The sequence below is a fragment of the Candidatus Culexmicrobium sp. genome, assembly GCF_058356305.1.
Genome location: NZ_JBTVBB010000030.1, coordinates 1 through 26,658 on the forward strand (window position 1 = coordinate 1; position 26,658 = coordinate 26,658).

Consider the following 26,658-nt stretch of genomic DNA (forward strand, 5'->3'; position numbering starts at 1 on the left):
ATGAAGGTTCATTGTCGCTGAGATCAGGGAAAACTGACAGATATAAATGCAAGTATGTAAACAAAGACCCAGTTCTCCATTGGTATATAATAAAGCTACTTAAAGAGCTGGGAGTTGAAAATCCAAACCCACCAAAATATCGAAAATCAGAAGACGACTATGAAATAAACATCAATGCAACCATAACTAGAATACTACGTAGAATTGGAGTAGAACCTGGACACAAAACTATAACAAATCCCACCCTAGACCCAAGAATCTTCACAAACCCTGAACTAAGAAAATACCATTTCCAAGCAACATTAGCTGAGGAAGGTTCAAGCTCACTACGCATAAAGGGTAGAAGAATAATCTTGAGAATATCATGGGGGCGAGCGATTGATATAACTGACAAATTATCACCCCAACAACAAGAAGTAATAAAGGAATTAGTCCCACCTGGTAAAAGAAGAGAGATGGCTATAGGAAAGTTATTAGAACAAATCAAAGACTCGCAATTAATAAAAAGTATTATGAATGTTATAGATAGAAATCGACCTAATCTCATCAGAGATGAAGTCTCCCTTCTAAGATATTTTCACAAAGATTTTTTCAAGGAAGAGTCCTCTTTTATATACCCTCACAAAATAACTGTTAGCAAAGATAATAGAATAACTGTATTGTGGGAAATATACATAGAGAGTCCAAAAACAGTAGAATTAATTGTCAAAGAATATGGAATGCTTCCGGGAACTTGGAAGGACTATAGATTGGAAAAACAGTTGGAAATTTATAGAAAATATAGGGATAAAAAACTTAGCGACATAGAAATAATCAAAGTTAATCAACAAATTGCACAGATACCTGAAAGCATACCAAAGGAGTGGATGAATAAAAAGTTCAATAAGGAAACAAAAGATTTTAACTATGTTTCAAGTAAATGAGATGATGAGAAAATGTCAGTTAAAAAAAGCTTTTCGGATGTAAAAATTCTTAGGAAATTGATAAGGGAGCCTTTTAAGTATTATGATAAAAAGATCTTGTATAAGGAGGAGTTTTTCCATTATTTTAGGGAGAAGGGTTGGGAGGAAAAGGATATTGAGGATTTATGGGTTATGGGTATTGCTAAGAGTGGTATTGTGCAGTGGGGTATTATTCCTGAGATTGTCGAGTTTCCTTCTAAGGTTGAGGCTAAAACTGCTATTAGGCTGTTAGAGTGAATTTTCTTAGAGAGGTTAGATTGAAATATTACTTTGTACTTATCAATTTAGGGTTTGATGAGTGGATTTAATAGATTTGAATGAATTAAAGAGATTGCTGTTAACTCCTTTTAGATATTTTAATAGGAATTATGTTTTCAAAAATGAGTTTTTCCAGTATTTTAAGGATAGTGGTTGGAGTGAGCAGAGGATAAAGTAGTTGTGGGTTTTAGCTGTGGCTAAGAGTAGGATCGTTAGGTTGGCTGTTACTTTCGAGGCTGATGAGTTTCCTCCTAAGGAAATCAAGAGTAGGTCTGTGCTTGAATTGGTTGAGGATTATGAATGTGAAGATTAGTGATTTTTCTTGATTTTTGTTGGTTTATGGTTAAGTTAATTTGTTTTCATTTTTGATTATAAGGTTATGATTTGAGTTTGATTGACATGTTATAATATTCTGTTAATTTTACTCTCATATTTTTACATGTCTATGTAAATATTTAAATTGCTTGTTTATCGATGTTTTTTGATAAGATTATCAAGTATTTTTATTATGCTTTTTTGGGATATATTTTACAGCAATGTCTCATGTTAAGGTTATTCTATATACTACTCCATTGTGTCCTAGATGTCTGGTGTTGAAGGAGTGGCTTAAAGGTAGAGGTATAGTGTTTGAGGAGAGAGATCTTTCTGATCCAGATGTTATGGCTGATTTAATTATGAGGGATGTTTTTGTGGCTTCTTCACCGCTTCTTGAGGTTGATGGTAAATTTTATTTGGATAGTGATCTTTTTAGTGATTCTTCTTTGAATGAATCTTTACTTTTAGAGTTGTTGGAGGGTTAAGTTTTGGATAGGGCTGAGTGGCTTAAGCGATATGTTGGTTGGCTTGGCTCCTTTAAGTCTTCTTCTACGAGTAGGGTTATGGTTAGGACTAGTAGTGGCTTCTTTGAGCCTTGGAATAGAAATAAGATTGTGGATCAATTGTTAAGGGAGACTGGGTTAGCTGAGAAGTTTTTTGGTATTTCTCCTATTTCTAGGGAGGAGGCTGAAGTTATTGCACGTGAAGCTGAGCGTAGAATATTTAGTATGAATGTAAGCTTTGTTAGTGCTCCATTAATTCGTGAGGTGGTTAATAATATACTTTTGGAATGGTCTGTTAAGAAACCTGAATATATTATTTATAGAAATATTTTGACTAGGGTTGGCACTCCTGTTTATGATGCATATTTAATTGATTTGGGTTTAGGTTTTGAGGCTAAGGAGAATGCTAATCTTCAACCTAATCCTGAAACTTCACATAAGAAGAAGGCTGACAAGCTTTCAAAGGAGCAGTATCTACTTTTATTGCCTTTACATGTGGCTGATGCACATTTAAAAGGTGATATTCATATTCATGACTTAGAGTATTTTGGAACTCGGCCCTTCTGTATCTCAGGGGACGAGAAAATTGTATTCCAGAATAGTGATGTTATATGTATAGAGCCAATTAAGTCTCTTGTTGAGAGATGTGATTTAGTGGAGATTGTAGATGGTTGGGAAGTCTATGTTCCTAATAGGGAAATTAAAGTTTTGTCTGATGGTGTTTTCCGTAGAGTTAGGAAGGTGTTTAGAAAACGGTATAATGGTTTTCTTTTAGAAATTGAAACTGTTAAGGGGTTAAAGCTGAAATGCACTCCTGACCATAAGGTTAAGACTAAGGATGGTTTTAAAAGAGCTGATGAATTGAGAATTGGAGATGAAATTGAAGTTGTAGGGAAAATTGAATGTGATGAATTAAATGAAATTGATTTGCTGAAAATTATTGATGATAAGGATAATTGGTATGTTAAACCCGTGGTAATCTTTAATGTATATAGGCTTCATAAGCTGTTAAACATACCATATAGTACTGTCTATTACTGGAAGAGAAAGAAATTTATGCCCCTTAGCAAGTATATTGAGCTCCTATCAATACTGGAGGATAATAGATATTTGGAGAAATCTATTGTTCTTCCTAAGGAGCTTTATATTAAATTTGGAAAGTCAAGGAACTTTGTTAAAGCTAAACTTTCAGTGAATAGGGATTTTGGTATGTTGCTAGGCCTCTATATTAGTGAAGGTCATTATGACAGTAAGGAAATTGCCATAAAAAATAGTGACTTTGAAATTTTGGATAGATTTAAAAAGCTATGTAAAAGAGTGTTTGGACTTGATACGAGAAGAAATGTTAATTCAAGTACTCCTCGAGAAGTTTTGTATTCGAAAACAGTTTCACAGATATTTAAGGCTTTAGGTTTGGATAAGAAATCATTTGAAGCATCTCTACCCCCTATTTTCTTGAAGGGTACCGCCGATTTTCTAATAGGCTTTCTATCAGGTTTAGTATCTGGGGATGGTAGCGTTAGAATACTTAAAGGTAACAAGCAACAGTTAACACTTATAATATGTTCTGAAAGATTAGCTGATCAAGTCGTCTTTATATTCAAGCGACTCGGTATTACGCCCAGCATATCTAAACACTTTAAGTTTAATCGAGTACGTCCTATGTTTCAAATTACTATATCTTACAAGGAAGATATTGAAGCCCTTTTATCTCAAGGTTTTGAATTAATTGGGAGGAAACAAAGATTTTTAAGGAGCTTTTGTCTTAAAAATTCAAAATTCAATGAGCATTTAAAGGTAACTCAAAGGAAAATAAAGGTTAAGTCCATTAGAAAGATACCTTGTGATGATTATGTGTATGACTTAATGGTAGATAGTGAAGAACATTGCTACTCAAATTTGACTGGAATAATAGTACATAACTGTCAAGATCATGACCTCCGCTATTATCTTTATTATGGATTGATGCCTGACGGTACTGGATTTAAGACTAGTGTAGCTGGACCTGCTAAGCATCCTGAAGTAGCTGTTCTCCATTCAGTTAAGGTTTTGGCAGCTGCACAGACTAATTTTGCTGGCGGCCAAGGCTTCTATAACTATAATGTATTTCTAGCTCCCTTCATGGAGGGTTTGAGTTATCGTCAAATTAAACAGTTGGCTCAAATGATGTTCTATGAGCTCAGTATTGATGCTGATGAGTATTTAGTGGTGGAGAATTCAGGTGAGCTTAAACTGGTTAAGGCCGGTGAATATTTAGATAGTTTCTTTGATGGGGCTAAAGGTAGTTTTAAACTTAATTTAGATGTTCTTTATGGTCCTAAATTTAAAGTTTGTTGTTATGATCCTGTAGCGAAAAAAGTGAGATTTGTTGATGCTACAGCCATAATCAGGCATAGTATCGATGAACCATTAATACAGATTACAACGAGGAATGGTAGAATAGTGAGAGTTACTGGAGACCACTCACTCTTCACTATAAATGATGATGGATATATTGTACCTGTTAGGGCGAGGGAACTGACTAAAGGTGACTGGATAGTTGCAATTGGATGTTGGCCTCCACCTTCAGATAATATAGAGGAAATCAATCTTATTAACCTCATAAAATCGAGAGGCCTCTTAAATGAACTAGGCAATTATAGGGTTAACTTGGCTGAACATGTTTTACTCAAATATAAATCTAATATCAAGACTATTGGGTTAAAATTAGGTTTCACCGATAAAGCTATTGAGGGATGGTTTGCTCGTCGTAGAATTCCTCTCAAGGTTGTTGCTTCACTTGAATTGGATCGCCAAGAACTTATTGACGCTAAAATAGTGCCACCCTACCATAAGAGGCCTTATGTTCCATGTCTATTAACTTTAAATGAAGGTCTCTTGAGATTACTGGGATACTATGTTGCTAAGGGATCAATATGTAAGAAGCACTTAGATTTAGGGGTTATAATGTCTATTTCTGATGAGTGCATTAGGGATGAAATTTCAATTTATGTAAAAGAATTATTTGGTGTTGAACCCCTTAGGAATAAGAGGTCTATTAGGTTTGGTGGTAAAATTCACGCCCTTCTTTTCAGTAGATTACTTGGTGCTGGACCTACTTCCCATGAGAAGCACATCCCTCCCATACTCTTTAAACTTAATTTAAAATTGATTTCAGAATTTCTTTTTGCCTATCATAGGGGAGATGGCTTTACTTGTAAAGATCGAGTGGGATTCGATACTGTTTCTAGAAGCCTAGCCAATGGACTAGTCTTTCTATTACAAAGACTAGGTCTCTATCCTATTATAAAGAAGCGTAGGAGAATTACTCGTTTCACTAAAAATGAGATGAAGGTGATTTATAGAATTCTTATAACTGGTCGGCGAGATATCTCAAGGTTATTGGAAATAATTCCAAATCTCAAGGATGCAAGCAAACTAAATTACATACTATCGAAGTCCAAGGGTAGAGAAATTAAACGTAGAATACCATTATTCAAAAAATTAAGAGAGGAACTTAAAAGGACTAGACTTCCAAGTGCCTTTAATCCTAAAGTTAAAAGTGTTACTATCGAAACAGTTTTAAAGAAGTTGGGAAATCATGCCTTTCAAATAGGTGATTTATCTAGTCTTCTAAATGGTCAATTAGTAGCTGAGGAAATAGTTTCAATTGAAGAAGTTGAATCTTCCAATGGTTATGTCTATGATATTGAAGTTTTAGGTTTTGAAAACTTTTCCGGTGGCCATTTGGGACAATTTCTACTTCATAACACTCAATGCTATGTTGCACGTGGAGGTCAGCTAGTTTTCTCTAATATTCAGCTTTCTCCTGGTGTGCCTAGGATTTGGAGAGATAAGCCTGTAGTTTTGAGGGGATGTGTTGGGCCTGATACATATGGTGATTATGAGGATGAGGCTCGCTTATTCTTTAGGGCAATTTATGAAGTTGCACTTGAAGGTGATTTTTGGGGTAAACCCTTCAACTTCCCTAAACTTGAGACTTATATTACTCCTGAATTCTTTAATGGGGATTACTATGAGGATTGGCTTGCAGTTCATAGAGTTGTAGCTAAATTTGGAACACCATATTTCGATAATGCTATTCCAGCATATCGTGGCTACGGTAAGGGGGTTTCCTGCTATCAATGCTGCGCTTACGCATTTACTGAGACTCCTGAGAGTGATCCTGAATTTCATGATAAAATGTATTTTGTTGATGGTAAGCATTTCAGTATGGGTGCATGGCAAGTTGTGACACTTAATCTTCCTAGGGCAGCATATAGGGCTAGGGGTGATGATGATCTCCTTTTAGAAGAGTTATTTAGATTGATGGATTTAGCTGTAGATGTATTTAAGTCTAAGATGAAATGGATGGATTTAATGATTCAAAATGGTAGGTTGCCCTTCGCTACTCAGAGGCCTAGAGATCCAAGAACTGGTGAGAGGGGGGCACCTGCAGTTGATTTCAATGAACTTGTATATGTTATAGGTGTTGTTGGTGGAAATGAGATGGCTCAATGGCATACTGGATATCAATTACATGAATCTGATGATGCTGTTAGATTATTAGTTAAAGTGCTTCTTCATATGAGAAGGTATAAGGAGGAGCTTGAAGCTAGGCATGGAATTAAACTTGCATTGGCAAGAACTCCTGCAGAGAGTTGTGCCCAGAGACTTGCAGTATGTGATCTATTGTCTGATGAATTCAGATCTATGGCTGAGAGGACAGTTAAGGGTGACGTTGAAAGTGCTAAGAAAATGTTAAGTAGGGGTGAGCGTGATGTTCCAGTCTACTATACTAATGGTACACATATATATGTTGGAGCAAATATTCCATTGAGTAGAAAATTATCAATTGAACATAAATTTTTCCCAATATTGTCTGGGGGTAATATCTTTCATATATGGCTTGGAGAAGCCTATCCTGATCCAAATGCTCTACTTAAAGTTACTGAGAGAATAGCTACAAGGACTCAAATCGGATATTTTGCATACACTAAGGACTTGACTATCTGTAATTCTTGTGGAAGGGTTTCCTCTTTACTTCATAAGCACTGTCCATATTGTAATTCAAGTGATGTATGTTGGTGGAGTAGAGTTACAGGATATTATCAGGATGTGAGTGGATGGAATGAAGCTAAAAAACGGGAGCTTCTAGATCGATATAGAGTTAAGGTTTCAAAGTTTTAATAGCTTCATCCACTAATACTTTTCCACCAAGCTTCCTATGTCTAATGAATACTCCTGGGAGATTCATTTTTGATGCTAGTTCAATTATTTCATTCACTTCTATTTTTCTAGCTTTTCTCATTATTTGTTCTGCACTTTCCTCAGTTATTACTTCAGCTAATATGAGTGAGAGTTTCTTCTCATTATATTTGTCTAGATAGCCAAGTTTAACTAGTTCAGAGGATATTTTATCTAATGCTTCATATGAGTCATTTATTGATGGAATTAATGGGATTCTTAATTCAAGTTTTACATTGGAATTGAATGCAATTTCTATTGTTTCCTTTATTTTATGGATTAATCTACTGCTTACATGTATACCTATTGCTTTCTCATAACTTTCAATGTTGAATGGTGCCTTAATGTCAATTGCTAGACAATCCAAACAACTATATTTAAACAATAAATCTCTGATTACTTCTGGATTTGAACCATTTGTATCTATACCAAACTTCATTCCAATTTCATGTGCCTTTAATCCTAGTTCTATTAGTGCCTTTGATTGAAGTGTAGGTTCGCCCCCCGTGACTTTACATGCCCTTGACAATATTGATGATCTCTCCATAAACTCTTTTAGCTTATCAATTTCCATAGCTTGCTCCTCTCTTATTTCCCACATTGAATGATTATAGCAGTATGGACATCTGAAATTACATCCAGCAAACCAAAATACACATGATGGCTCATCTGGATAGTCTATTAGGCTTAGCTCCTTAAATCCAGCTAGATAAACCTTCATTTTTAACCTAATTTTAATCTTGTGTTACTATAACTTATTGTTTACCTAATTTATGTGGACCTCTTTAATTTACAGTATTCGTTAATCAGCTTCCTTACTTTTCTGGCATCTACAGGGTTTTCAGTTTTTCCCTTAACTTTAAAGTAACTTCCAATTATGAAGCCATCAGCAAATTTCCAGTAATTTTTGATGTTTTCTAATGTTATTCCACTTCCAATGAATATTTTTGCTCTACTTTTTCTTGCCTCTTTAAGTAGGTCAAGTCTTGGTGGTGTTCCTGTTTTTGGACCAGTTATTATTACTGCGTATGCATTTCCCCTTTCTATTGTATCGTTAATGACTTGATTTATGCTTCTTTTGGTTAAGGGTTGTCCATGCTTTACATTTATATCTGCTAAGATTTTAACTTCATTATCTTCTATTTTTAACTTGAAGATTGTTTCTGCTATTTCCCTTGCAACTGGACGTAATATTCCCTCAGGGGCATCTATTGTTTGACATAATGCATTTACTCTAATGAATTTCCCTCCCGTTAAGTATGCGATTGCCATGGCTTCTGGACCTGAATTTCTCAATAGATTTACTCCTACTTTCAATTTTTCTTCAAATTTTACCACTATCTCTCTAGAAATAATGCTCATAGCAATTATTGTTTCTTTCTCTCTTACTCTCACTTGATATGGTTTATCACCGAAGTTTTCAATTAAGACATATTTTACTCCACCTTCCATGTAACTTTTTGCGTCTCTTAGTGCTCTCTTTATTATGTTGTTAAAATTTCCTTTATATCTTGGTGAGCCTGGTAGGGGTGGCAGATGTATTACTCCTATAATTGGCTTCTCTTCTTCAAACAACATCTTTCACCATTATATATTAACTCCTAGCTTTCTTCAATAGATTTATTGTTCTATAGTTGTAATAAGTATCAGTTTAATGTTTAATTGGGTTACTAAGTTTTCCTCTTCCTCTAAATATTTTATACACTAAACATTTCTACTATTATGAAAATGTTTGTGTAGTGGTTTATATGGATCAGTTTTGGAGTAAAAACGGTCTGTCGGTTAAAGTTCTATTTTCTCTTCCAGGAGTTGCAACTCAAATAGTGATTTCAACTTGGGAGAATGTTGATATTCTTCTTGATTGTGGTTCAGGAGTGCTTAGGGACTTGCTTTTCAATCACTATTACAAACCAGAATTATTTAGTGATATTTCAGCCATACTGATATCACATGAGCACTTTGATCATGTTGGCGGCCTATATCCGTTAATGGACTTCATGCACATGATTGGAAGAGAAAAACCATTAACAATAATTGTTCCAAGACCATCAGAAGTAGCAAAGAAGCTCATTGAAGTGTTGAGAACTTTCCGTAAATCGAAACTTACATATCAAATAGCCTTAATTGAAGTTGAAGATCAAGATATAATTAAAATTGAGCCATTAACAGTTAAAGCTTTCAAAGTTGTTCATCGTGGAAGTACAAGGATGGAGCCATATGGCTCCTTAATCCCTGCAATGGGATACACAATTCTATATAGAGATTTGAAAATAGTTTATAGCGGTGATACTGGCTTCATAAAGACACTTGAAGATGAGGTAGAAGGTGCTGATTTAGCGATTCTAGAGGCTACATGGCCAGAGGGTAAAGGCGTGAATGAAATTCACTTAAGCGAAAAAGAGGCAGTTAAAATTGGAAGGAGGGCAAAGGAGTTTATGTTAATTCATAGGTTGAGGGATCTTAAATCCATATTGAAGTAGCCTCATTCACATGGAATGTAGTCTGTTATGCTTTAATGGATGATTGCTTCATTTCATCTCTTAACCTCATAAGTCCATTAAACATTGCCCTTATACTTTCTTCGTATTTCTCTGGGGATTGACCCATTCCAATTCTAGCATATCCCTTAAGTTTAAATGTCTCGCCCGGACAGATTAGTATTCCATAGTTTCTGAATAGTTTTTCACAGATTTTATTGCTGTCATTTGACCACTTAAACTTCCCAATAAAGTATGCTCCCGCTTTTGGATGGTAAATTTTCATTAAATCCCCATATTTTTCAGATACTTTACTTAGGATTTCCTTATTTCTTTTGACTATTCTTCTTCCTCTCTCTAACAATTTGCTTCTAACATTTTCATCTAGGTATTTGGTTGCTAATGAATCACTTAATTTGGATAGTGAAATACTTGTATAATCTTTTATGCTCCACATCTTCTCAATTAATTTTTCTTTAACTATTATCCAGCCTATCCTTAGTCCTGGTAGTCCATATGCCTTTGATAATCCGCTTGTTACAATTACATTTTCAATACTGCCTATTTCAACTAAGCTGTCAGTTTGCTCTTTATGCTCTAATCCTCTATAAACTTCATCGAATATCATTAGGGATTTGAATTTAGAGGCTTCATTATATATTTCAGCTAATTCTTTGCTTGATAGGATCATTCCTGTTGGGTTATTTGGATTTGTTATGAATATTGCCTTAGGCTTCACATCTCTTATAGTGTTGATGAGCTTGTTTAAGTTGAGTTCAAAATTTTCTTCGGGTTTCCTCCAAGCTTCAATAATCTTTGTTTTTCTCCATTTTAGTAAATTGTATATTTGCATGTAGTTTGACATTTCCACTATGACTTGTTCTCCCCTTTTAACTACTGATAATATTGTTAGTAGGTTGGCTTCTGAGCTTCCACTTGTTACTAGAATGTTTTCTTCATTTTTTAGCTCTATAGGTTTCAGATATTGCTTTTCTCAGTTCTGGACTCCCCTTAGTCCAGCCATAGCTGACTTTTAATTCTTCTTCAAATAATGGTTTTCCAATAAGTTCTTTTAGTTCGGCAATAGTTAATGGTTCAACACCACTTTCACTCAACAATACTCTTGCATAATTCTCCCTTAAGCTCTGCCATCTCTCCAATTCAAAAATCGGTAAATCTTCATCTACCAATACTATTCCCTCTGTGCTTAAGGTGGACTTGGAAATTTAAAATATTTAATTGTCAAAAAGCTTTTAGTCTACTTTTCATTTCATAATGGTTAATCTTTCTTGAATCTTCTTCTTATTTCATCCAGTCTATCCAGGAATGATTTTTCAAGGTCTATTTGATAGGCAATTGCTATTTTGAAGATATGATATAGAACGTCAGATAATTCCTTGGATAATTGGCTTCTGGCTTCTTCAAAGTTTTTATTTCTTCTCTTAAGTTCAAGATAGGTTATATTTCTAGCTACTTCTCCAACTTCTTCAATCATATGTGTGAAGATGTAAAATCTATTATGCATTAATGTCCAGTTAGATGACATCTCGTTTAAAAACTTCTCCACCATTTGCTGGACTTCACTTATTGTAATATGTCCATTACACTTTTTCATGTCATTATCTCTTAGGGTATTACGCTTTAATTTATGTTGCTTAAATAGAAAATTGATCTAAAAGATCAACTAAATTTTGCAAGTATTTTTCATAATCTTTTACACGTGGTGGCTTCTTACCTCTACTCTTCAAGATGATGTGCCCCTCTTTCCTTAAACGTTTGGCTTGAACCTCCACTCCGCCTGGGAATTTTGGGTTTAAGCTACCATCATCTTTAACTACTCGCCAGTATGGTGTCACTTGCTTTTTACCATTTCTAATATCCTCCTCTGTGGCTTCAGCTACTATTTTCAGGAATATTCCTGTGGTTAATGAACATGTAACTTTAACTCCATATTTCTCAGCTAGTCTCTCTCTAATTTGACTTTGAGTTATAAGTTTGCCCTTTTCAACTTTCCTTATTAATACATCAATGTCAAGTGGGCTTGGTATTAACATTTTTCCTTCTCCAAATCTTTTAATCATTCTTGGTGGTATGTCGACTATTTTTTGTTTCTTCTTCATTTTCTCCTTCCAACTTATACGTGTCTTCATATGCTTTCTTCCTTTGAACTTTAATGTTACCTAATTCATGGTTAGTATTGTAATTTATAATGTCTGATTATTATTTCAGCTATATTTAGTTTTTCTAGAATTCTTATGGGTACTTGTAGGCTTACTTGAACTATTCCGGGTAGTCTGCCTATTTCTACTGCTCCTGATATTGTAACTCTATTTCTTACTTCTTCAATACTCATGTCAAGTAGTTTTGTTATTCTTTTAAAGCCGTTGACTGCTGCTTCATTGATAGTGGGTCCTGAACCTATTATCTGTATTGGAGCCACTGGCTCTGGCTCTATGCCATACTGTCTACCTAGCCTTAATATTTCCTCCCACTCCTCTTTCCTCCACGGTTTAGCTAGGGGAGGCAGATCTTCCTCCGGTGGTAGTAATATAGGTCCATCTAAAGCTAATCCCTTAATTACCTTAACTTTCACGGTTAATTCAGCTGTAATATCTGTTGTATGGCCGGCTACTTCTCCATCACCTTGCATTGCATGTGCATCTCCAGCATAGATTCCTGCACCCTTAACTTTAACTGGTGCTATTAGTATTGCTCCAGCTCTAACTGAGTTTACATCTAGGTGGCCATCAGTTAGATCCCTCTCATACTGCTCTCTAGTAATTCTATATGGGTGTGGAGCGTCTATTAGGAAGTATCCAAAGTCTCCAGCATTATGTGAATCTGGTATATTTACTGCTGGTGTAGTTCCCAATTGCCCCATAAAAGGCCTTAATCTTGAAGCTAAACCAATAATGTCTGCTTTACCGAAGGTTAATATTGAGACTTGCTTTGAATTAACTGGTATAGCTGAATATTCACTTGCACTTTTAGCTATTTCTCTAGCTAAATCTTCATTTACTGTTAGGCCAAATTTTCTTTTTTCATCAAAGATAATAGTATAGCCATTAACCATTCTAAATGGACTAGATGGGGCACCACACTTTTTACATTTAATAGCTTCTTGACCAATTCCTTCAACTGTAAATTCAGGCCATGGGTCATGGCAAACTGGACATCTCTTAGCTACATATGGGTCCCCAATAAAGGCTCCTTCAACAGGTTGATCAACACCAGAGGATGTAGCCTTAGACTTGACCCTAATATCTTCAATATATATTGCGACTGCATCTCCAACGTCAGCTCCTTCAACTAGAACTGGAACATTAACTTCATGTCCTCCCCTCAAAGTTGGAGTAATCATTGGCCCCCAACAGCCGGGAGCAGTGAGAAACTTTATCTTCCCTCCATCAGCAATAGGTCCAGTCATCTCAACTTTAGGTCCAATAATTCCATTCGTATATATTTCATTATATAATTCGGAGCTCATAACCTACACCAAATAGACTCTCTATATAAATCTATTTTAACATTGAGTTTAGCTATCTCCATAAATTAATTGACAAGTGAATATGGAAGTTTAACTTAAACTTTATCATTATGTTATCTAATTCACTTGTCGGCTTGAATAATTTTCTTTTCAGGGAAAACCAACTTTTATAAGTACTCTAACAACTTCTAAGAACACGCCCACTGAAACTGTTAAATATTTGAAGGGTAATGGTGGAACGACTATACACCATGAAGGAGGCATCGAAGCTACTAGGTGTACATATTAGGACTATTCAGAAGTGGGATAGGGAGGGTAAGATTAGGTGTGTTAGGACTATTGGTGGTAAGAGAAGGGTTCCTGAGAGCGAGATAAGGAGGATTCTAGGAATTCACGAGAAGAGGAAAGTGGTTAGATATGCGAGAGTCTCATCACATACCCAGAGAGATGACTTAGAGAGACAGATTGAGCTTATAGAGAACTACGCTAGGGAGAAGGGATGGGAGGTAGAGATACTCAAAGATGTGGGTTCTGGATTAAAGGAAAACAGGAGGAACTTCCAGAAACTGCTAAAGATGGTTATGAATAGGGAGGTTTCAAAGGTCATCATAGCATATCCAGATAGACTGGTGAGGTTCAGGTTCAAGACCTTAGAGGAGTTCTTCAAGAGCTATGGAACTGAGATCATAGTGATAAACAGGGTGGAAAAGAGTCCAAAGGAGGAGCTAATTGAGGATTTGATCACAATAATATCCCACTTTGCTGGTAAATTGTATGGAATGAGGAGTCATAAGTATAAGAAGGTGGTTGAGGGTGCAAAACAACTCATACGTGACCCTTAGCTATAAGATAAAGCACAACTACGATGTCAAGGAGTTTTTGAGCAGTTACAAGTATCTCCTACAAAAAACAATAGACACTATCTGGGATAACATCACATGGACTGAAAAAAAGACAGAAGAACTACTACGTGGTTAAGCGGAGAGGAAGAAATGTGAAGAGGTACTATTATGTAAAGCGACTAATTCCAGTAATCCCCAAGTCCAGGGAGTTCAAGAGGAGTTTGAGGAATACTCTACTCAAGGACTGGAGCTATGCATCACACTATGTAGATTCAGCAATAAAGACTGCTTACTCAATAATCAATTCTTGGAAAAGGAACTACATCAGGGGTAAGAGAAAGAAGAGGAAGCCAATGGTTAAGAGGAGGTTCGTCAGGGTTAAGGAGACATTGTACACCTACAGAGATTATAGGATTAGGATGACCATCAAACCTAGAAAACTCTACCTAGAATTTGACTTATCGAGAGCGTGGTTTAGGAGGAGGGTTAGGGGATGTGACCTTGGAGAGTTAATCTTAAAGGAAGATGAACTGATAATAACCTTCAGGAAGCCGTTGAAGGAGAGAAGTGCAACAGAGTACATTGGTTGGGACTTGAACAAGTGCAGTCTGGATGGTTTTTCACCAAAATATGGGTGGATTAGAGTTGACCTAAGAGGGCTATATCACATCCACAGAGTACATGAGATCAAGAGGGGGAGGGCTCAGAGTATTGCCTCGAAGAAACCCTCGTTAAAGTCCATAGTCTCAAAACATGGCAAAAGGGAGAGGAATAGGGCTAAGGACTTCGTACATAAACTGACCACGGAGTTAATCAGAATCTTTCCTAACGCTATGCATGGATTTGAGGACTTAGAAAAGCAAGGGATGTATACTAAGAGCAGGAAGCACAATAGGGATGTTTCAAAACAGAACTGGAGGATGATAGTCCAGCACATGAGCTATAAGAGTAGGGTTATGCTGGTCAATCCTAGAGGAACTTCATCCACATGCCCCATGTGTGGAGAGAGGTTGATGAAGCTCCGAAAGGGGCGGGTGGTAAAGTGTCCTAGATGCGGTTTGACTTTAGATAGACAACTGTGTGGTGCGATAAACATATACCTTGAGATGAGGGGTTTTCCTCCCTCTCCAAGCACCTTCTACCATGTGGTGATAAAACTAATGATCCCTAGGTGGAAGGTGTGGATGAGGAGAGGAGTGGGGTTACCCCGATAGGGGCTGAGGGCAATGATAAGCCTCCTATGAACTCAAGAAGGGGATTGAACCTGATGAAGCCCAAGGCTCACATAGGCTTACCAATGCCTATGTAAGCTGAACCCCAAGTATAATTTAAACACTTAAACTTGAACGTGCCTTATTCAAACATTAGTGGTGCGGGGGGTGGGATTTGAACCCACGAAGGCCTTCGCCACAGGGTCCTAAGCCCTGCGCCTTTGACCTGGCTCGGCAACCCCCGCTCACAACTTTCTAATATTGTTTACTGGGATAAGTTTTATGTTTATCTTTTGGTTTACATGTTTGTTTGTCAATTATATTCTATATCTTTCTTTCAGTCATTGTTTGCTTTATTAATTTTGCTTTGGAGCTGAATATGGCTGTTATTTTAAATGTGTTTCCAGAGGGTTAGTGGTGTTATTCTTTTTTCATTAAGTGTTGGTGTAAGTCTTTTCTCTCTAATTCTATTTAGGGCTTGGGTTAATGGTTCAGCGTCGAGAGCTATTGTTGTGATAAATGCAGCTAATCCACACCATTTTCCCCATATGGAAATCCATTTTTCTTCAGCTTTCTTTACTGGTACACCATAAACTTCACTTATAATTCTAGCAAGCCATCTATCAATTGGAGGGAGTTTGTATCTTCTATCTGATAGTATTAATGCTAGTCTAACAGTATACTTTCCAATACCCTTAATTTCAATTAAATCTTTTTCATCATATTTATGTAGCTCTTCTTCCGAAAGAGTTTTTGAATGGAATGCTTCAGCACATTTTTTAACTGTTTCAGCTCTATAGCCGAGTTTACATTTTCTAAGTTCATTAATGCTTGTTTTCACTATTTCCTCTGTGCTTGGAGGGATAATGGTTGTTTTTCTATCTTCAATTTCAACTTTTAGTCCTAAGTTTTTATGGATTAATGCAAGCATGTTCCAGCCTTGCTTAAAGCTTGCATTTTGCTGGCATATTCCTATGAGTAGTGAGTTCCATAGACTTGTCTTCCTTAGATGGAATCCCTTAAGGAGATTGTATGATTGGGAGAGTAGTGGATCTCTTCTCCATATATTATGGAAGTCTTTTAGGTCTTCATTTATTCCTAAAATATTCTGTACCTCTTCAAAAGGATCATTGATGTAATTAATTTTATTTTGGGAGAATAAGGCTATCTTTAACTTTCTTGAGTTTTCCTCTCTCACTATTGCTATGATTGGCTCTTCATGGCTGATTGGAATGGTTAGTTCAAATCCATTAAAATACCATGAAAAATTATAGGTTGAAGCTGTTAATTTGAATGAGAAGTCTTCTGGTAGACTAATGGTTTTTGAAGCTATTTTGTGAAGCTTCATAATACTCACCAATTAATTGTTTCAGTTCAAATATCTCTAAGCGATTAATGTTTTACTTTAACTTATAAGCAGTTCATATTGTTAAGTTATCTTGGGGTTTTCATGTTGAGGGTGGCACTTGGCTCTATTAATCCTGTTAAGGTGAAGGCGACTTATAATGTTATGAAGCGAATTTATGGGGAGACAGTTACTGTAATTCCAGTTCAAGTGGAATCTGGTGTGAAGCATACTCCTATAGGTGAAATGGAAATTGTTAGTGGTGCGAAGAATAGGGCTAGAAATGCCTTAACGAAAGTCAATGCTGATCTTGGAGTTGGAATGGAGGGTGGAATTGTAAGGAAATTTGAAAAGTATTTTCTTACCGGTTGGTGTGCAGTGATGAATAAATTAGGGGAATATTTTCTTGGATGTAGTGTGTATATGGAGCTTCCTAGATATATTGTAAATAAGGTCTTTGAGGGTTTAGAGTTAGGTGCCCTCATAGATGAATTGACTGGTATTAAGGATACTAAGAAAAAGATGGGTGCAGTTGGAATATTTACTAGGGGTATTATTAATAGGCAAATGGCTTGGGAAACTGCCTTAACTTATGCCATGGCTCCCATAATATCATCAAAATATTATAGGCATCCTCATTTGTGATTTGAGAATCTATCACTTCAAGAAGGTTATCTTTCAAATATTGTGAATAAGATTTAAAGTATTTGAATATAGTTGAAATAATTTAAGTTCACCCTACTTAATTATCTTCATTCAATTCAACTATGATTTCTGATTGAAATATTTTTGTATTAGTGTTAACTGAATTATTCTAGGTTATTTCGAGGTTAGATGATGAAGCTGGATGAAATTGATAATGCAATACTCCGTATTCTCCTTAGTAATGCTAGAGCTTCAATTTCAGATATCGCACGTGAGGTAGGTATTAGTCGGCCTACAGCTAGAAAGAGAATTCAAAAACTTTTAAACTCAGGGTTAATTAAGGGTTTTACAGCAGTTATTGATGAAGATTTACTTAAAGGTTTTCAAGTTATTTTTTGGATTAAATCTCCTGATATCGATAAAATTGTTGGTGAACTTGAGGGGATGAGTGAGGTAACAAATATCTATGTAACTAGTGGTGAGCGAAACATAGTCTGTATTGCTAGAATTCCTGATATGACTAGTCTTGAAAATCTAATTAATAAGCTATCCAACTACAATTTGCCCTTCGAGTTAAGCATCGTTTTAAAATCTATATCAAAATCATTATTTCCAGAATTTCTAAGCATTATAAAGTTGAAATGTGATTATTGTGGTAAGGAAATTATAGGTAAAGCATTAACCCATATAATACATAATAGACGTCTTTATTTCTGCTGTCCAACATGTCTTAGGGAGTTTAGTAAAAGGCTTAAGAGACTCAGACTTGATAAACCTTCATAATTGCGTCTAAGTTGCCAGTTGTCTTAGGGGAAAAATTTTGACATGAGGGAGAAAGAAAGAGGATTTGGCAAAATTGTCTTCTTCTCTTATTTTATTGAGTACGTGAATATGTTTATGATGGAAAGCAATTGAATTGTTATGTTCAACCTATTTTTCTCCCTTAATTTCTTTCTTTAATCTTTCAAAGAATTCTAACATGAACTTGTATCTTTCTTTAGCAATTTGCTTTGCCTTCTCAGTATATAATCTTTCTGGTATCTTCTTTAATTTAATTTCAAATTCAATGTTTGGTGTATGCTTTGACATGTCTTTAACTTTTCCATTAATCAAATTTTCTTCTATATATTTTGATGTAGACATTTCTGAGTATATTCTCTGATTAAATTTCCCTGCTAACATATATGCTCTAGCGATTCCAATTGCGCCTAATGCATCAAGCTTATCTGCATCAGATAATATTTTTGCTTCAATTGTTTTTGGCTCAACTTTTCCCCTAAATCTATGTGAAAGTATACAGTGTTTTATTTTCTCTATTTTCTCTTCTGTGTAGCCTATTTTTTCTAAGAATTCTTCTGCCATTTCTGCACTTAGAACTGCGTGATCATATCCTTCTCCCTCTTTTGCTCTAGCTATGTCGTGGAGTAGAGTAGCTGTGACTAAAACGTCTAAGTCTACTTCTGGGTACTCTTTAGCTATTAGTAGACATAGCTTATAGACTCTCATTACATGCTGGAAGTCATGTGCAGAATCTGCTTCTACCATCATTTTTCTTGCGAAATCCATGACAACTTTATATTTGTCATCAATTCTATTTCCCATTTCAAATTATTTTTTATCTTAGGTTTTTAAAGTCTTTAGTTTTTATGTCCAAGTATAAAGTTGGTTGAAATCTTAGATAATTATTAACATTTTATGCTATTACTTTGTCAATAATCTTTCTAATTTTCCTAATTTTTTCCAATGCTTCTTCTAGATAATCAATACCCTCTTCAGTTATGATGTAAACTCTTGTTGCAGGCCCCTCCTCCTTTATATGCCATTTAGAGAGTAGTAGACCAAGTTTCTCCATTCTCCTTAACACTCCATAAATTATTGGTTTCGGTACATCTATACCATATCTTTCTTTTAGCTGACGATAGATTTCTCCTCCATGAATTGAACTATCCTTTAGGATTTTTAATATAAGTATGTGTAGGAGCCCTCTTACCGGGGTTTTGCTAAAGAACATGTGTGGATGTCCATGGTGCTTGTGATGTTTATGATGTTTGCATTCTCCCTGTAGTTCATCAAACATTAATGTCACCTATCCAAGTATATAATATTCTTAGATATAAAATTTACTTTTGACTTCATATTTCACAACACTAAAGTCCATTGCATTCCCCTTATTTACTCAAAATGAAATTTCATGAAGAGTACTTTAATCTGATGAGACAAGAGCTAATAAATTACGGATTTTAAGTAGCTCTTCCAAGAGAGTTTTTATTCAAGCTTTATTTCTTGTCTAAGTTCTAAGACTTGTAGTTTCAATATGCATTGTGAAAGAATAGTCGATCTTCGATATGTCATGGATTTGTAATCCTTACTACATCATATTATATAGCAATCCATTACTAGGATACTGGTAACTTTTAAATTTTAATAAATTGTTGATGTTCATGCTGAAAGTAATATAGTGTATCAAGATTTAGCGAAGCAAGTTTTATTATTTAGAGAGTATTTAGCTATGTTTTGAAGTAAAGATTAAGGATCAGCTTGAAGCCATATTTGTTGTAGGAAGGTTTGAAGAGATGTCTTCAGCTTCATTTTCTTTTTTAGATTATATGCAAAATTGAATTCTTATTAAATAATATTTTGCTCATAAAGTTACATTTTATATTTGTTTCTAATTTTAATGAAGTTTGCTTTTAATTTTATTTTATTTGAAATATTTAATTATAGTAACTATCTGTAAGACTTATTAACTGTAAATTTCATATTTGGATATAGAACAATTTATTGTAGAATGGCCTGAATTTAATTAAATATATATGCGTTGAGGTGTTGCTGTGTCTGCTCTCAATGAGAAGTTAGATGAGAGAGCTTATCCATTATTTTTAGGAAACCTTATATTCATCAAGAATGAGAGGGTTTTTGGCTTTCAAATTAAAGCCATCAATATGGCTAGTGTTTTAGCAAGAATCTTCGCTATATTCGATAGTTACAACCTTAACACTTTATCGATAAATTTTCCACCCATGGTTAAACGGGGGCATAGAACTATATTGTTCATATTAACAGAATTTCCAGAAGAACTGAGAGATCCAAGTATTGTCAAGAGTGCACTTCTGGGAATTATGGGTGTAATTGAAGTAAAAATCGTAAAGCCTCATCCATGGGGAGTTCTTTTTGATTTTTGCCATTTTCCATTAGTTGATAATCTTAATCGAAGATATATTCTCTTTTCAAAGACAGCTATGAAATCAATTAGTGTAATGATTAAAGAAAAGTTTGGGAGTGGAGGCTTAGTTCTAATTTATTATACTGGCTTTCTTATGGGTGAAAGTGAGGCTGAAAACTATATGAATCGAGGCATTAGAGATCTTAATGAAGCCATTGAAATGTTATTGTTAGAGGCTTTTGCGTTAGGGCGTTATCGAGGAGAAATTGTTAAGTTACATTACACTAGACTATCTAATGAAAGTGAAATTATCATTAGAGCCTATGATCTATGGGAATGTATGATTGCTCTAGAACATGGTGCTAGTGGCCCCTCAAGCCAATTAGAGAGAGGTATAATTGCTGGATTGATAAGCAAGTATACTAGGAGGAAGGTTAATGTAATGGAAGATAAGTGTGTTGCAAAAGGGGATTCGTTCTGTGAATTTCACGTGGTTTTTAATGGTTAAACCACTATAGTTAATCCAGCATCTTTTGGTCCTACTATTATTATATATCTATGTGTCCTTATTAGTTCTGGGAATATTTCACTCACACCTTTTTCTAGGATTAATTTCATATTATATGCACATAGCCCCATCATTGCTAGTTCTAGTTTTTTATGAAGCATTCTCTCATATTTCAGCAATCCATCTATTAGGTTATGTGTTATGAAACATGACATTTCTCCTGTTGCTCTTAAGTTCTTAAATCCTAGCTCTTTCACCTTTTCATACTTCTTTTTCCATAGATTTATAGTGTATTTTGGATCAACTTTTCCATCTTTAATATACCATCCTTCATAGCTTATCACTTCTAATGCTCCATCTTTCTCATATTTTTCAATTTCAATACCATACTCTTTCATTTTCTTTCTGACTTTTTCTGGTGTATCTTCCCCTGCTACATATATTCCAGCATAACCTTTTTCTATACCTGAAATCAAGTATGTGAATAAAACATTATACTTGTCTACTGGTCTTTCATAAAATAATATGACATGATCTGTTGGATTCATTTCTCGTACAAACTCTAAAATTTCATCTTTACTTTTAAGGAGACTGCTAATCTTACTTGTCAAGTTTCTCCCCATTTGAGCTATGTGATATGTTTCACATATAAATTGAAGTTTTTAACAGTATTTAGAGTTGCCTGTTAAGCTTAGGGAGACTATGGTTTTTCGGTTTTCGTACTAGACATGTTTGATCTAGTTCAGGAGGATTGTGTTTTATAGATTATAGCTATACTGAAGATTAATAAGGAGAAGTTTGCATTTTATAAGTGGCAATATATTTGATAGAAAATATTTTACTAGATTGGTTTGGTACGTTATGTAATCGTGAAGTTATAAGTGAAAAATATCCTTTTACTTTATCTTTAATTCTTAAGGAATGGTTTAATGGAAGTTTAGATATTTGGTTGCATGCCGAGAAGTTGACTCATGAGTGGTTTGAAGGATATTGGTCTTCTAGAATTGGTGATGGAGATTTCCTTGAAGTCTTTAGGGAATCACAGATTTTATGTATGAAGAAGTTATTTTATTTTGCTGGTGTTGATATCTCTTTCAATGATGATGAAATTTTTATGCTTAGTAGAAAGTTGGATTATGAAGTGGCATCCAAGGTAGATGGCATATATTACGATGCGAGGAATTGCCTTGAAGGATTACAGGCCTTTGATATTCCTTTATTTATTTCAAGTGGGAGTGATATTGCCTCCATTTTAGGGGGTTTGAGGGCTTCAGATATTACAGGTTACTTCTATGGTATTTTTTCTTCAGAATGTTTTAATGCTTGGAAGAATAGTGAAGTTTTCTGGTTAAATATAATTGACATATTGAGGGTTAATCCTGAAAGATGTGTTGTAGTTGATGATGATTTATCTGTCCTAAGTTTCCCAGGTGAATTAGGTTTTAATTGTGTTTTGATTGATCGTAGGGGAGTTATAAGCAGTAATGAATGTGAGGTTGACCATGTAATTTATGATTTGAATCGTCTTTCATCTCTGATTTCCAGTTTTAATGATTGAAGTGGTCTATGACATTTTCTAGTTGCTTTAGATAGTTTAATAGAAGACTGGGGGAAGTAATGCTCTTACAATTCTTTCTCATCTTGACAACAATGAAGTTTATCTATCTAGGTTGAGATGACTATTTGGTGATTAACGTGGTTAAAGACCCTGTATGTCTTGTAGATGTTGACGCTGATACTGCAAAGTACAAGGTTGAGTATAATGGCAAAGCATACTACTTCTGTAGTGAAAGGTGTATGAATCTTTTCAAGTTGAACCCAGTTAAGTTTTCTTCAAGGTTCGATTTCAAGCTTTACGACAATCCGTGTAGTAGATGCAGCCTTTGCCGCTGGTAAGTGACATCTCTTCCAAAGTCCAATACACCTAATGTTTTAAATTAATTATTTAGCGTTTATCAACCTTTGCTTCATTCCCGGCTTGTTGAGCGTTGGGGGATGAAGTTGACTTTATAATCTAATGGTTTAAACTATCTGCCGCCGATTGTGGAGGGTCTAAAGGGGTTGTGATAGAGCTTTCACTATTATACTCTCAGCTGCTTTTTAACCCATTTTTCTACTCCAAGTCTTTTTAGCTCGTCTAATCTTTCTTCAGCTTAGGGAATTGTTCTTTGATTATTTTGCATGGAAACTGGTTACACTCATAACAGAATGTAATTTCCTTCTCTATACAGCATTTTCTTAGTGGACATCCACTTCATCCTCCCCCTCTACAAGCACCAATACAAGGTCCCATTGTGGATAGCCATCGAAGACCCTTCAAGAAGTCTTCATAATTGAATTCTCTTGTAGATTCAACGAACATCTTAAATTCTGGGTGTTTCTCAACAATCTCTAACGCTTGTCTACCCACTTCTCTAATTCTCCCAGTATAATAGTCGCATAGACGGCAGTAAATTTCACAATAACCAATGAGATCTAATTCTTTCTCATAATTTCCCATCTAGTACCCTAGAAATTTATTTCCATACCATTTTATAATTTTACCATTAACTTCTTTTCCATTTTGAAAATAATGAGCTTTATCTGAATGTGTTCAACTAGTTTTATTGAGGTGAATTTTTTGGCTCGGGATCCAGTATGTGGAATGGAGGTTGATGAGGCTACTGCAAAGTATAAGACTGAGCATATGGGTAAAACATACTATTTCTGTGCTAAGGGTTGTCTAGAGGCATTCAGGAGAGAGCCTGAAAAGTATGTTAAGCATGGCTGTTGCCATTAGATACATTATTTCTTTTTATTATTGATTTAATGAGGATGAGATTATTGAGTAAGAAAACTGTTGTTATAAGGATTGGAGGAATGCATTGTGTTACATGTGCACGTTCTATAGAGAGGGCGATTAGACAATTGGATGGTGTAGTTAATGTTAATGTTAATTTTGCTACTGAGAAGGCTGTGGTTGAATATGATCCTAGTAGGGTGGATTTAGAGGGAATCTATGATGCAATTAAGGAAGCTGGATATGAGCCTATTAGTGCTTCTAGGATTGGTGAGAGGGTTAGAGAGATTTCTATTAGGATTGGAGGTATGAGTTGTGCTTCCTGTGCTATGAGGATTGAAGAGGCTTTGAAGAATATTAGGGGAGTTGAATCTGTAACTGTTAATTTTGCTATGGAGACTGCTACTGTTAAGTATGATCTAAATTTGGTTTCAATTTTAGATTTGAGGAAGGCTATTACTGATTTGGGTTATACTGTTATTTCTGAGGAGGAAGTTGATAGGTCTGTTGAGGAGATGAGAAAAGCCCGTTTGAGAATGTTTGTTGCATGGATTTGTACTCTTCCTATTATCATTTGGATGATTCCTGAAATGTTTTTCGGCATTGTTTGGCCTAGTGGGTTTATTTATAATTTAGCTTTAATCTTATTTGCTATTCCAACTTTGTTTTGGGCTGGTTTACCTACTTTTAAGTCTGCTTTTAAGTCTATTATGCATAAAACTGCGAATATGGATGTTCTAATAATGATGGGCACTTTTATTGCATTTCTTACTGGCCCTTCATCTTTCTTTACATCAATTTTCAATTATGCTGGTGTTTCGGCTATGATTATGTCCTTTCATCTTACTGGACGATATTTTGAGGCTAAGGCTAAGGGTAAGACTTCTCAAGCTATTAGGCGGCTTTTAAAGTTGGAGGCTAAGACTGCGAGGATACTGGTTAATGGTGAGGAAAGGGAAGTTCCTATACAGGAGGTTAAGGTTGGAGATGTAATGATTGTTCGGCCTGGTGAGAAGATTCCTACTGACGGAATTGTAGTTGAGGGTGAAAGTTCGGTCGATGAGTCTATGGTTACTGGTGAATCAATGCCTGTTTATAAGAAGCCTGGAGATGAAGTTATTGGTGCAACTGTAAATTTAGAGGGTTTGTTGAAGGTTAAGGCTACGAGGGTTGGTAAAGATACTTTTCTTGCTCAGGTTATTAGGATGGTTGAGGAGTGTCAGGGTACTAAGGTTCCAATTCAAGAATTCGCAGATAGGGTTACAAGTTACTTTGTACCTTCAGTGTTATTAATTGCATTATTAACCTTTACTTTATGGATGGTATTTCCAGCTGGAATGATGGCTGTGGCTAAGTGGGCTGCACCATTTATACCTTGGATTAAATTGGATCAACCAGTAATAATGTTGGCTATTTCAGCTACTATTGCAACTTTAGTTATTGCTTGTCCCTGTGCACTTGGTCTTGCTACTCCAACAGCTCTAATGGTTGGAACTGGAATGGGTGCAGAGAGGGGTATATTAATTCGTAAGGGTGAAGCAATTCAAACTATGAGGGAAGTTAAAGCAATAATTTTGGATAAAACTGGCACTTTAACTAAGGGTAAGCCTGAGGTGACTGATGTAATTTCATTTACAAGTGATCCTAATGGAGAAGAATTAGTCTTATATTATGCTGCCAGTATTGAGCAGGGATCTGAGCATCCCCTGGGAAAAGCAATTGTTAGAAGGGCTAGGGAGATGGGAGTTAGGCTTGATCAACCTGAAGCCTTTAAGGCGATTAGAGGTATGGGTGTTACTGGTTTAATTAATGGTGAAAAAGTTATTGTGGGTAAACCTGCCCTTCTACCAGATAATGGGTCTTCTCTTAAGCCTGAAGTTAAGGAGAAGTTTAGTGAGTTACAGGAGCAAGCTAAAACTGTCATGATTGTAGCTGTAAATGGAAGTGTAATTGGGTTGATTGCAGTTGCAGATACTTTGAAGGATGATACAATTCCAGCAATTAATGAAATTAAAGATATGAGTTATAGAGTTATTATGCTTACTGGAGATAATTGGAAGACTGCCAGAGCTATAGCTAGACAAATTAGTATAGATGAAGTTTATGCTGAAGTGATGCCTGACGAGAAGGTTGATGTTGTGAAGCAGTATCAGGAGAAATATGGTTTAGTTGCTATGGTTGGTGATGGAATTAATGATGCTCCAGCTCTAACACAGGCAAATGTTGGTATTGCTATTGGAACTGGTACAGATATTGCAATTGAGGCTGGAGACATAATTCTTGTTAGAGGTGATCTTTCAAGTTTAGTTACAGCAATAAAGCTTTCAAGAGAAACTTTTAGGAAGATTAAGCAAAACTTATTCTGGGCTTTCATTTATAATCTTGTTGCAATTCCAATGGCAATTTTTGGTTTACTTCATCCAGTAATAGCTGAATTATGTATGGCTTTTAGTTCAGTTTCAGTTGTCACTAATGCAAATCTGCTACGGCGAGTTAATATTAATCCATCCTACATGGAAGGCTGAGTAACTGGATTTAGCTTAAAGAAGTATTGTACATATCTTAATTAGAGTGATGATGCTATTTGTATTGAGGTGAGATTATTGGTTAAGGATATTATTTGTGGAGTAGACGTTGATGAAGAGAACTGTAAATATAAGATTGTCTATATGGGTAAGAAGTACTGTTTCTGTAGTAGGAAGTGTATGGAAACTTTCAGGAATAATCCTATTAAGTATGCTCCTCCATATGATTGATTCAGCTATCAATAATCACTATTTGAGTTCCTCTTCAATAAATTCTACTAGTTGATTGAATTTTCTCCATCTGCTAAGTTAATGTTTTCGCTTCTGTTTCTTTTATCCTCCATCCTCGACTATGGGAGCTAGTTATTATCTCCTAATTCTTTCCATCGAAGGTGGATTCATATAGACTCCT

27 protein-coding genes, 1 tRNA gene and 1 pseudogene are annotated in these 26,658 nt (G+C 35.4%); 15 read left to right on the top strand and 14 right to left on the bottom strand.

Features of this window, described 5'->3' with window-relative positions:
- From ACW8TM_RS08570 to nrdD, 4 genes are all read left to right on the top strand, one after another.
- Positions 1-923 (top strand): hypothetical protein (locus tag ACW8TM_RS08570; protein WP_491532879.1); only part of this gene is annotated, 923 nt, incomplete at its 5' end.
- Positions 924-935: 12 nt separating this feature from the next.
- Positions 936-1,199, top strand: a complete 264-nt coding sequence (locus tag ACW8TM_RS08575; protein WP_491532880.1) for a hypothetical protein — start codon at positions 936-938, stop codon at positions 1,197-1,199.
- Positions 1,200-1,756: 557 nt separating this feature from the next.
- Positions 1,757-2,020, top strand: a complete 264-nt coding sequence (locus ACW8TM_RS08580) for a glutaredoxin family protein (RefSeq protein ID WP_491532881.1) — start codon at positions 1,757-1,759, stop codon at positions 2,018-2,020.
- A gap of 78 nt (positions 2,021-2,098) precedes the next feature.
- Positions 2,099-7,207: an anaerobic ribonucleoside-triphosphate reductase gene (gene nrdD / locus ACW8TM_RS08585; protein ID WP_491532989.1), complete on the top strand. Its 5,109-nt coding sequence runs from the start codon at positions 2,099-2,101 to the stop codon at positions 7,205-7,207.
- Here nrdD and ACW8TM_RS08590 read toward each other — a convergent pair.
- Positions 7,188-7,985 (bottom strand): anaerobic ribonucleoside-triphosphate reductase activating protein, encoded by a 798-nt coding sequence (locus ACW8TM_RS08590; protein ID WP_491532882.1) that lies wholly within the window; start codon positions 7,983-7,985, stop codon positions 7,188-7,190. The genes nrdD and ACW8TM_RS08590 overlap by 20 nt on opposite strands.
- Positions 7,986-8,035: 50 nt before the next feature.
- On the bottom strand, positions 8,036-8,839 hold the full coding sequence (locus tag ACW8TM_RS08595; RefSeq protein ID WP_491532883.1) for a BtpA/SgcQ family protein: 804 nt from the start codon (positions 8,837-8,839) through the stop codon (positions 8,036-8,038).
- Between the two features lie 173 nt (positions 8,840-9,012).
- On the opposite strand from ACW8TM_RS08595, the gene ACW8TM_RS08600 reads away from it, so the two are divergent.
- On the top strand, positions 9,013-9,744 hold the full coding sequence (locus tag ACW8TM_RS08600) for an MBL fold metallo-hydrolase (protein WP_491532884.1): 732 nt from the start codon (positions 9,013-9,015) through the stop codon (positions 9,742-9,744).
- Positions 9,745-9,769: 25 nt separating this feature from the next.
- Here the strand turns inward: ACW8TM_RS08600 and ACW8TM_RS08605 are convergent, their stop codons facing one another.
- The 5 genes from ACW8TM_RS08605 to ACW8TM_RS08625 form a co-directional block, all read right to left on the bottom strand.
- The gene (locus ACW8TM_RS08605; protein WP_491532990.1) at positions 9,770-10,723 is read right to left on the bottom strand and encodes a pyridoxal phosphate-dependent aminotransferase; all 954 of its coding nucleotides are present in this window, start codon (positions 10,721-10,723) and stop codon (positions 9,770-9,772) included.
- Positions 10,698-10,931, bottom strand: coding sequence for a hypothetical protein (locus ACW8TM_RS08610; RefSeq protein ID WP_491532885.1), 234 nt, complete (start codon positions 10,929-10,931; stop codon positions 10,698-10,700). Before ACW8TM_RS08610 ends, ACW8TM_RS08605 begins: the two co-directional genes overlap by 26 nt.
- Positions 10,932-11,020: 89 nt before the next feature.
- On the bottom strand, positions 11,021-11,356 hold the full coding sequence (locus ACW8TM_RS08615; protein ID WP_491532886.1) for a MazG nucleotide pyrophosphohydrolase domain-containing protein: 336 nt from the start codon (positions 11,354-11,356) through the stop codon (positions 11,021-11,023).
- 40 nt (positions 11,357-11,396) lie between these two features.
- Entirely contained in the window at positions 11,397-11,891 is a 495-nt protein-coding gene (locus ACW8TM_RS08620; protein WP_491532887.1) for an MGMT family protein, read from the bottom strand.
- Positions 11,892-11,932: 41 nt separating this feature from the next.
- Entirely contained in the window at positions 11,933-13,228 is a 1,296-nt protein-coding gene (locus tag ACW8TM_RS08625; RefSeq protein ID WP_491532888.1) for an acetamidase/formamidase family protein, read from the bottom strand.
- Positions 13,229-13,458: 230 nt separating this feature from the next.
- Between ACW8TM_RS08625 and ACW8TM_RS08630 the strand changes: the two genes are divergently transcribed.
- Both ACW8TM_RS08630 and ACW8TM_RS08635 read left to right on the top strand, forming a co-directional pair.
- Positions 13,459-14,070, top strand: coding sequence for an IS607 family transposase (locus ACW8TM_RS08630; RefSeq protein WP_491532889.1), 612 nt, complete (start codon positions 13,459-13,461; stop codon positions 14,068-14,070).
- Positions 14,071-14,198: 128 nt separating this feature from the next.
- Complete coding sequence (locus ACW8TM_RS08635) at positions 14,199-15,284, top strand: RNA-guided endonuclease InsQ/TnpB family protein (RefSeq protein ID WP_491532890.1); 1,086 nt, start codon at positions 14,199-14,201, stop codon at positions 15,282-15,284.
- Positions 15,285-15,438: 154 nt separating this feature from the next.
- Here the strand turns inward: ACW8TM_RS08635 and ACW8TM_RS08640 are convergent.
- A tRNA-Leu gene (locus ACW8TM_RS08640) sits at positions 15,439-15,526 on the bottom strand.
- A 146-nt stretch (positions 15,527-15,672) separates the two neighbouring features.
- On the bottom strand, positions 15,673-16,629 hold the full coding sequence (locus ACW8TM_RS08645; RefSeq protein WP_491532891.1) for a DNA-3-methyladenine glycosylase family protein: 957 nt from the start codon (positions 16,627-16,629) through the stop codon (positions 15,673-15,675).
- A 102-nt stretch (positions 16,630-16,731) separates the two neighbouring features.
- Between ACW8TM_RS08645 and yjjX the strand changes: the two genes are divergently transcribed.
- Both yjjX and ACW8TM_RS08655 read left to right on the top strand, forming a co-directional pair.
- Positions 16,732-17,271 carry an inosine/xanthosine triphosphatase gene (yjjX, locus tag ACW8TM_RS08650; protein WP_491532892.1) on the top strand — a complete coding sequence of 180 codons (540 nt, stop codon included), beginning with the start codon at positions 16,732-16,734 and terminating at the stop codon, positions 17,269-17,271.
- A gap of 189 nt (positions 17,272-17,460) precedes the next feature.
- Positions 17,461-18,054 carry a winged helix-turn-helix transcriptional regulator gene (locus ACW8TM_RS08655; RefSeq protein ID WP_491532893.1) on the top strand — a complete coding sequence of 198 codons (594 nt, stop codon included), beginning with the start codon at positions 17,461-17,463 and terminating at the stop codon, positions 18,052-18,054.
- 147 nt (positions 18,055-18,201) lie between these two features.
- On the opposite strand, the gene ACW8TM_RS08660 is transcribed toward ACW8TM_RS08655, so the two are convergent.
- Together ACW8TM_RS08660 and ACW8TM_RS08665 are read right to left on the bottom strand one after the other, a co-directional pair.
- Complete coding sequence (locus ACW8TM_RS08660; RefSeq protein WP_491532894.1) at positions 18,202-18,873, bottom strand: HD domain-containing protein; 672 nt, start codon at positions 18,871-18,873, stop codon at positions 18,202-18,204.
- Between the two features lie 91 nt (positions 18,874-18,964).
- Positions 18,965-19,348, bottom strand: a complete 384-nt coding sequence (locus tag ACW8TM_RS08665; RefSeq protein ID WP_491532895.1) for a PadR family transcriptional regulator — start codon at positions 19,346-19,348, stop codon at positions 18,965-18,967.
- A 754-nt stretch (positions 19,349-20,102) separates the two neighbouring features.
- On the opposite strand from ACW8TM_RS08665, the gene ACW8TM_RS08670 reads away from it, so the two are divergent.
- The gene (locus tag ACW8TM_RS08670; protein WP_491532896.1) at positions 20,103-20,942 is read left to right on the top strand and encodes a V4R domain-containing protein; all 840 of its coding nucleotides are present in this window, start codon (positions 20,103-20,105) and stop codon (positions 20,940-20,942) included.
- Here ACW8TM_RS08670 and ACW8TM_RS08675 read toward each other — a convergent pair.
- The gene (locus tag ACW8TM_RS08675) at positions 20,939-21,553 is read right to left on the bottom strand and encodes an MEDS domain-containing protein (RefSeq protein WP_491532897.1); all 615 of its coding nucleotides are present in this window, start codon (positions 21,551-21,553) and stop codon (positions 20,939-20,941) included. The genes ACW8TM_RS08670 and ACW8TM_RS08675 overlap by 4 nt on opposite strands.
- A gap of 212 nt (positions 21,554-21,765) precedes the next feature.
- Between ACW8TM_RS08675 and ACW8TM_RS08680 the strand changes: the two genes are divergently transcribed.
- Positions 21,766-22,500 carry an HAD family hydrolase gene (locus ACW8TM_RS08680; protein WP_491532898.1) on the top strand — a complete coding sequence of 245 codons (735 nt, stop codon included), beginning with the start codon at positions 21,766-21,768 and terminating at the stop codon, positions 22,498-22,500.
- 137 nt (positions 22,501-22,637) lie between these two features.
- Positions 22,638-22,838: a YHS domain-containing protein gene (locus tag ACW8TM_RS08685; RefSeq protein WP_491532899.1), complete on the top strand. Its 201-nt coding sequence runs from the start codon at positions 22,638-22,640 to the stop codon at positions 22,836-22,838.
- Between the two features lie 241 nt (positions 22,839-23,079).
- On the opposite strand, the pseudogene ACW8TM_RS08690 reads toward ACW8TM_RS08685, so the two are convergent.
- Both ACW8TM_RS08690 and ACW8TM_RS08695 read right to left on the bottom strand, forming a co-directional pair.
- A pseudogene (locus tag ACW8TM_RS08690) lies at positions 23,080-23,178 on the bottom strand (DUF3795 domain-containing protein); the annotation flags it as partial.
- 18 nt (positions 23,179-23,196) lie between these two features.
- Positions 23,197-23,442: a hypothetical protein gene (locus ACW8TM_RS08695; RefSeq protein ID WP_491532900.1), complete on the bottom strand. Its 246-nt coding sequence runs from the start codon at positions 23,440-23,442 to the stop codon at positions 23,197-23,199.
- Positions 23,443-23,562: 120 nt separating this feature from the next.
- Here ACW8TM_RS08695 and ACW8TM_RS08700 point away from each other — a divergent pair, with 120 nt between their 5' ends.
- The 3 genes from ACW8TM_RS08700 to ACW8TM_RS08710 all read left to right on the top strand — a co-directional run bounded on the left by ACW8TM_RS08700 (position 23,563) and on the right by ACW8TM_RS08710 (position 26,477).
- Positions 23,563-23,721 carry a YHS domain-containing protein gene (locus tag ACW8TM_RS08700; RefSeq protein WP_491532901.1) on the top strand — a complete coding sequence of 53 codons (159 nt, stop codon included), beginning with the start codon at positions 23,563-23,565 and terminating at the stop codon, positions 23,719-23,721.
- A gap of 35 nt (positions 23,722-23,756) precedes the next feature.
- Entirely contained in the window at positions 23,757-26,246 is a 2,490-nt protein-coding gene (locus ACW8TM_RS08705; protein ID WP_491532991.1) for a heavy metal translocating P-type ATPase, read from the top strand.
- A 78-nt stretch (positions 26,247-26,324) separates the two neighbouring features.
- On the top strand, positions 26,325-26,477 hold the full coding sequence (locus tag ACW8TM_RS08710) for a YHS domain-containing protein (RefSeq protein WP_491532902.1): 153 nt from the start codon (positions 26,325-26,327) through the stop codon (positions 26,475-26,477).
- Positions 26,478-26,658 lie beyond the last annotated feature (181 nt).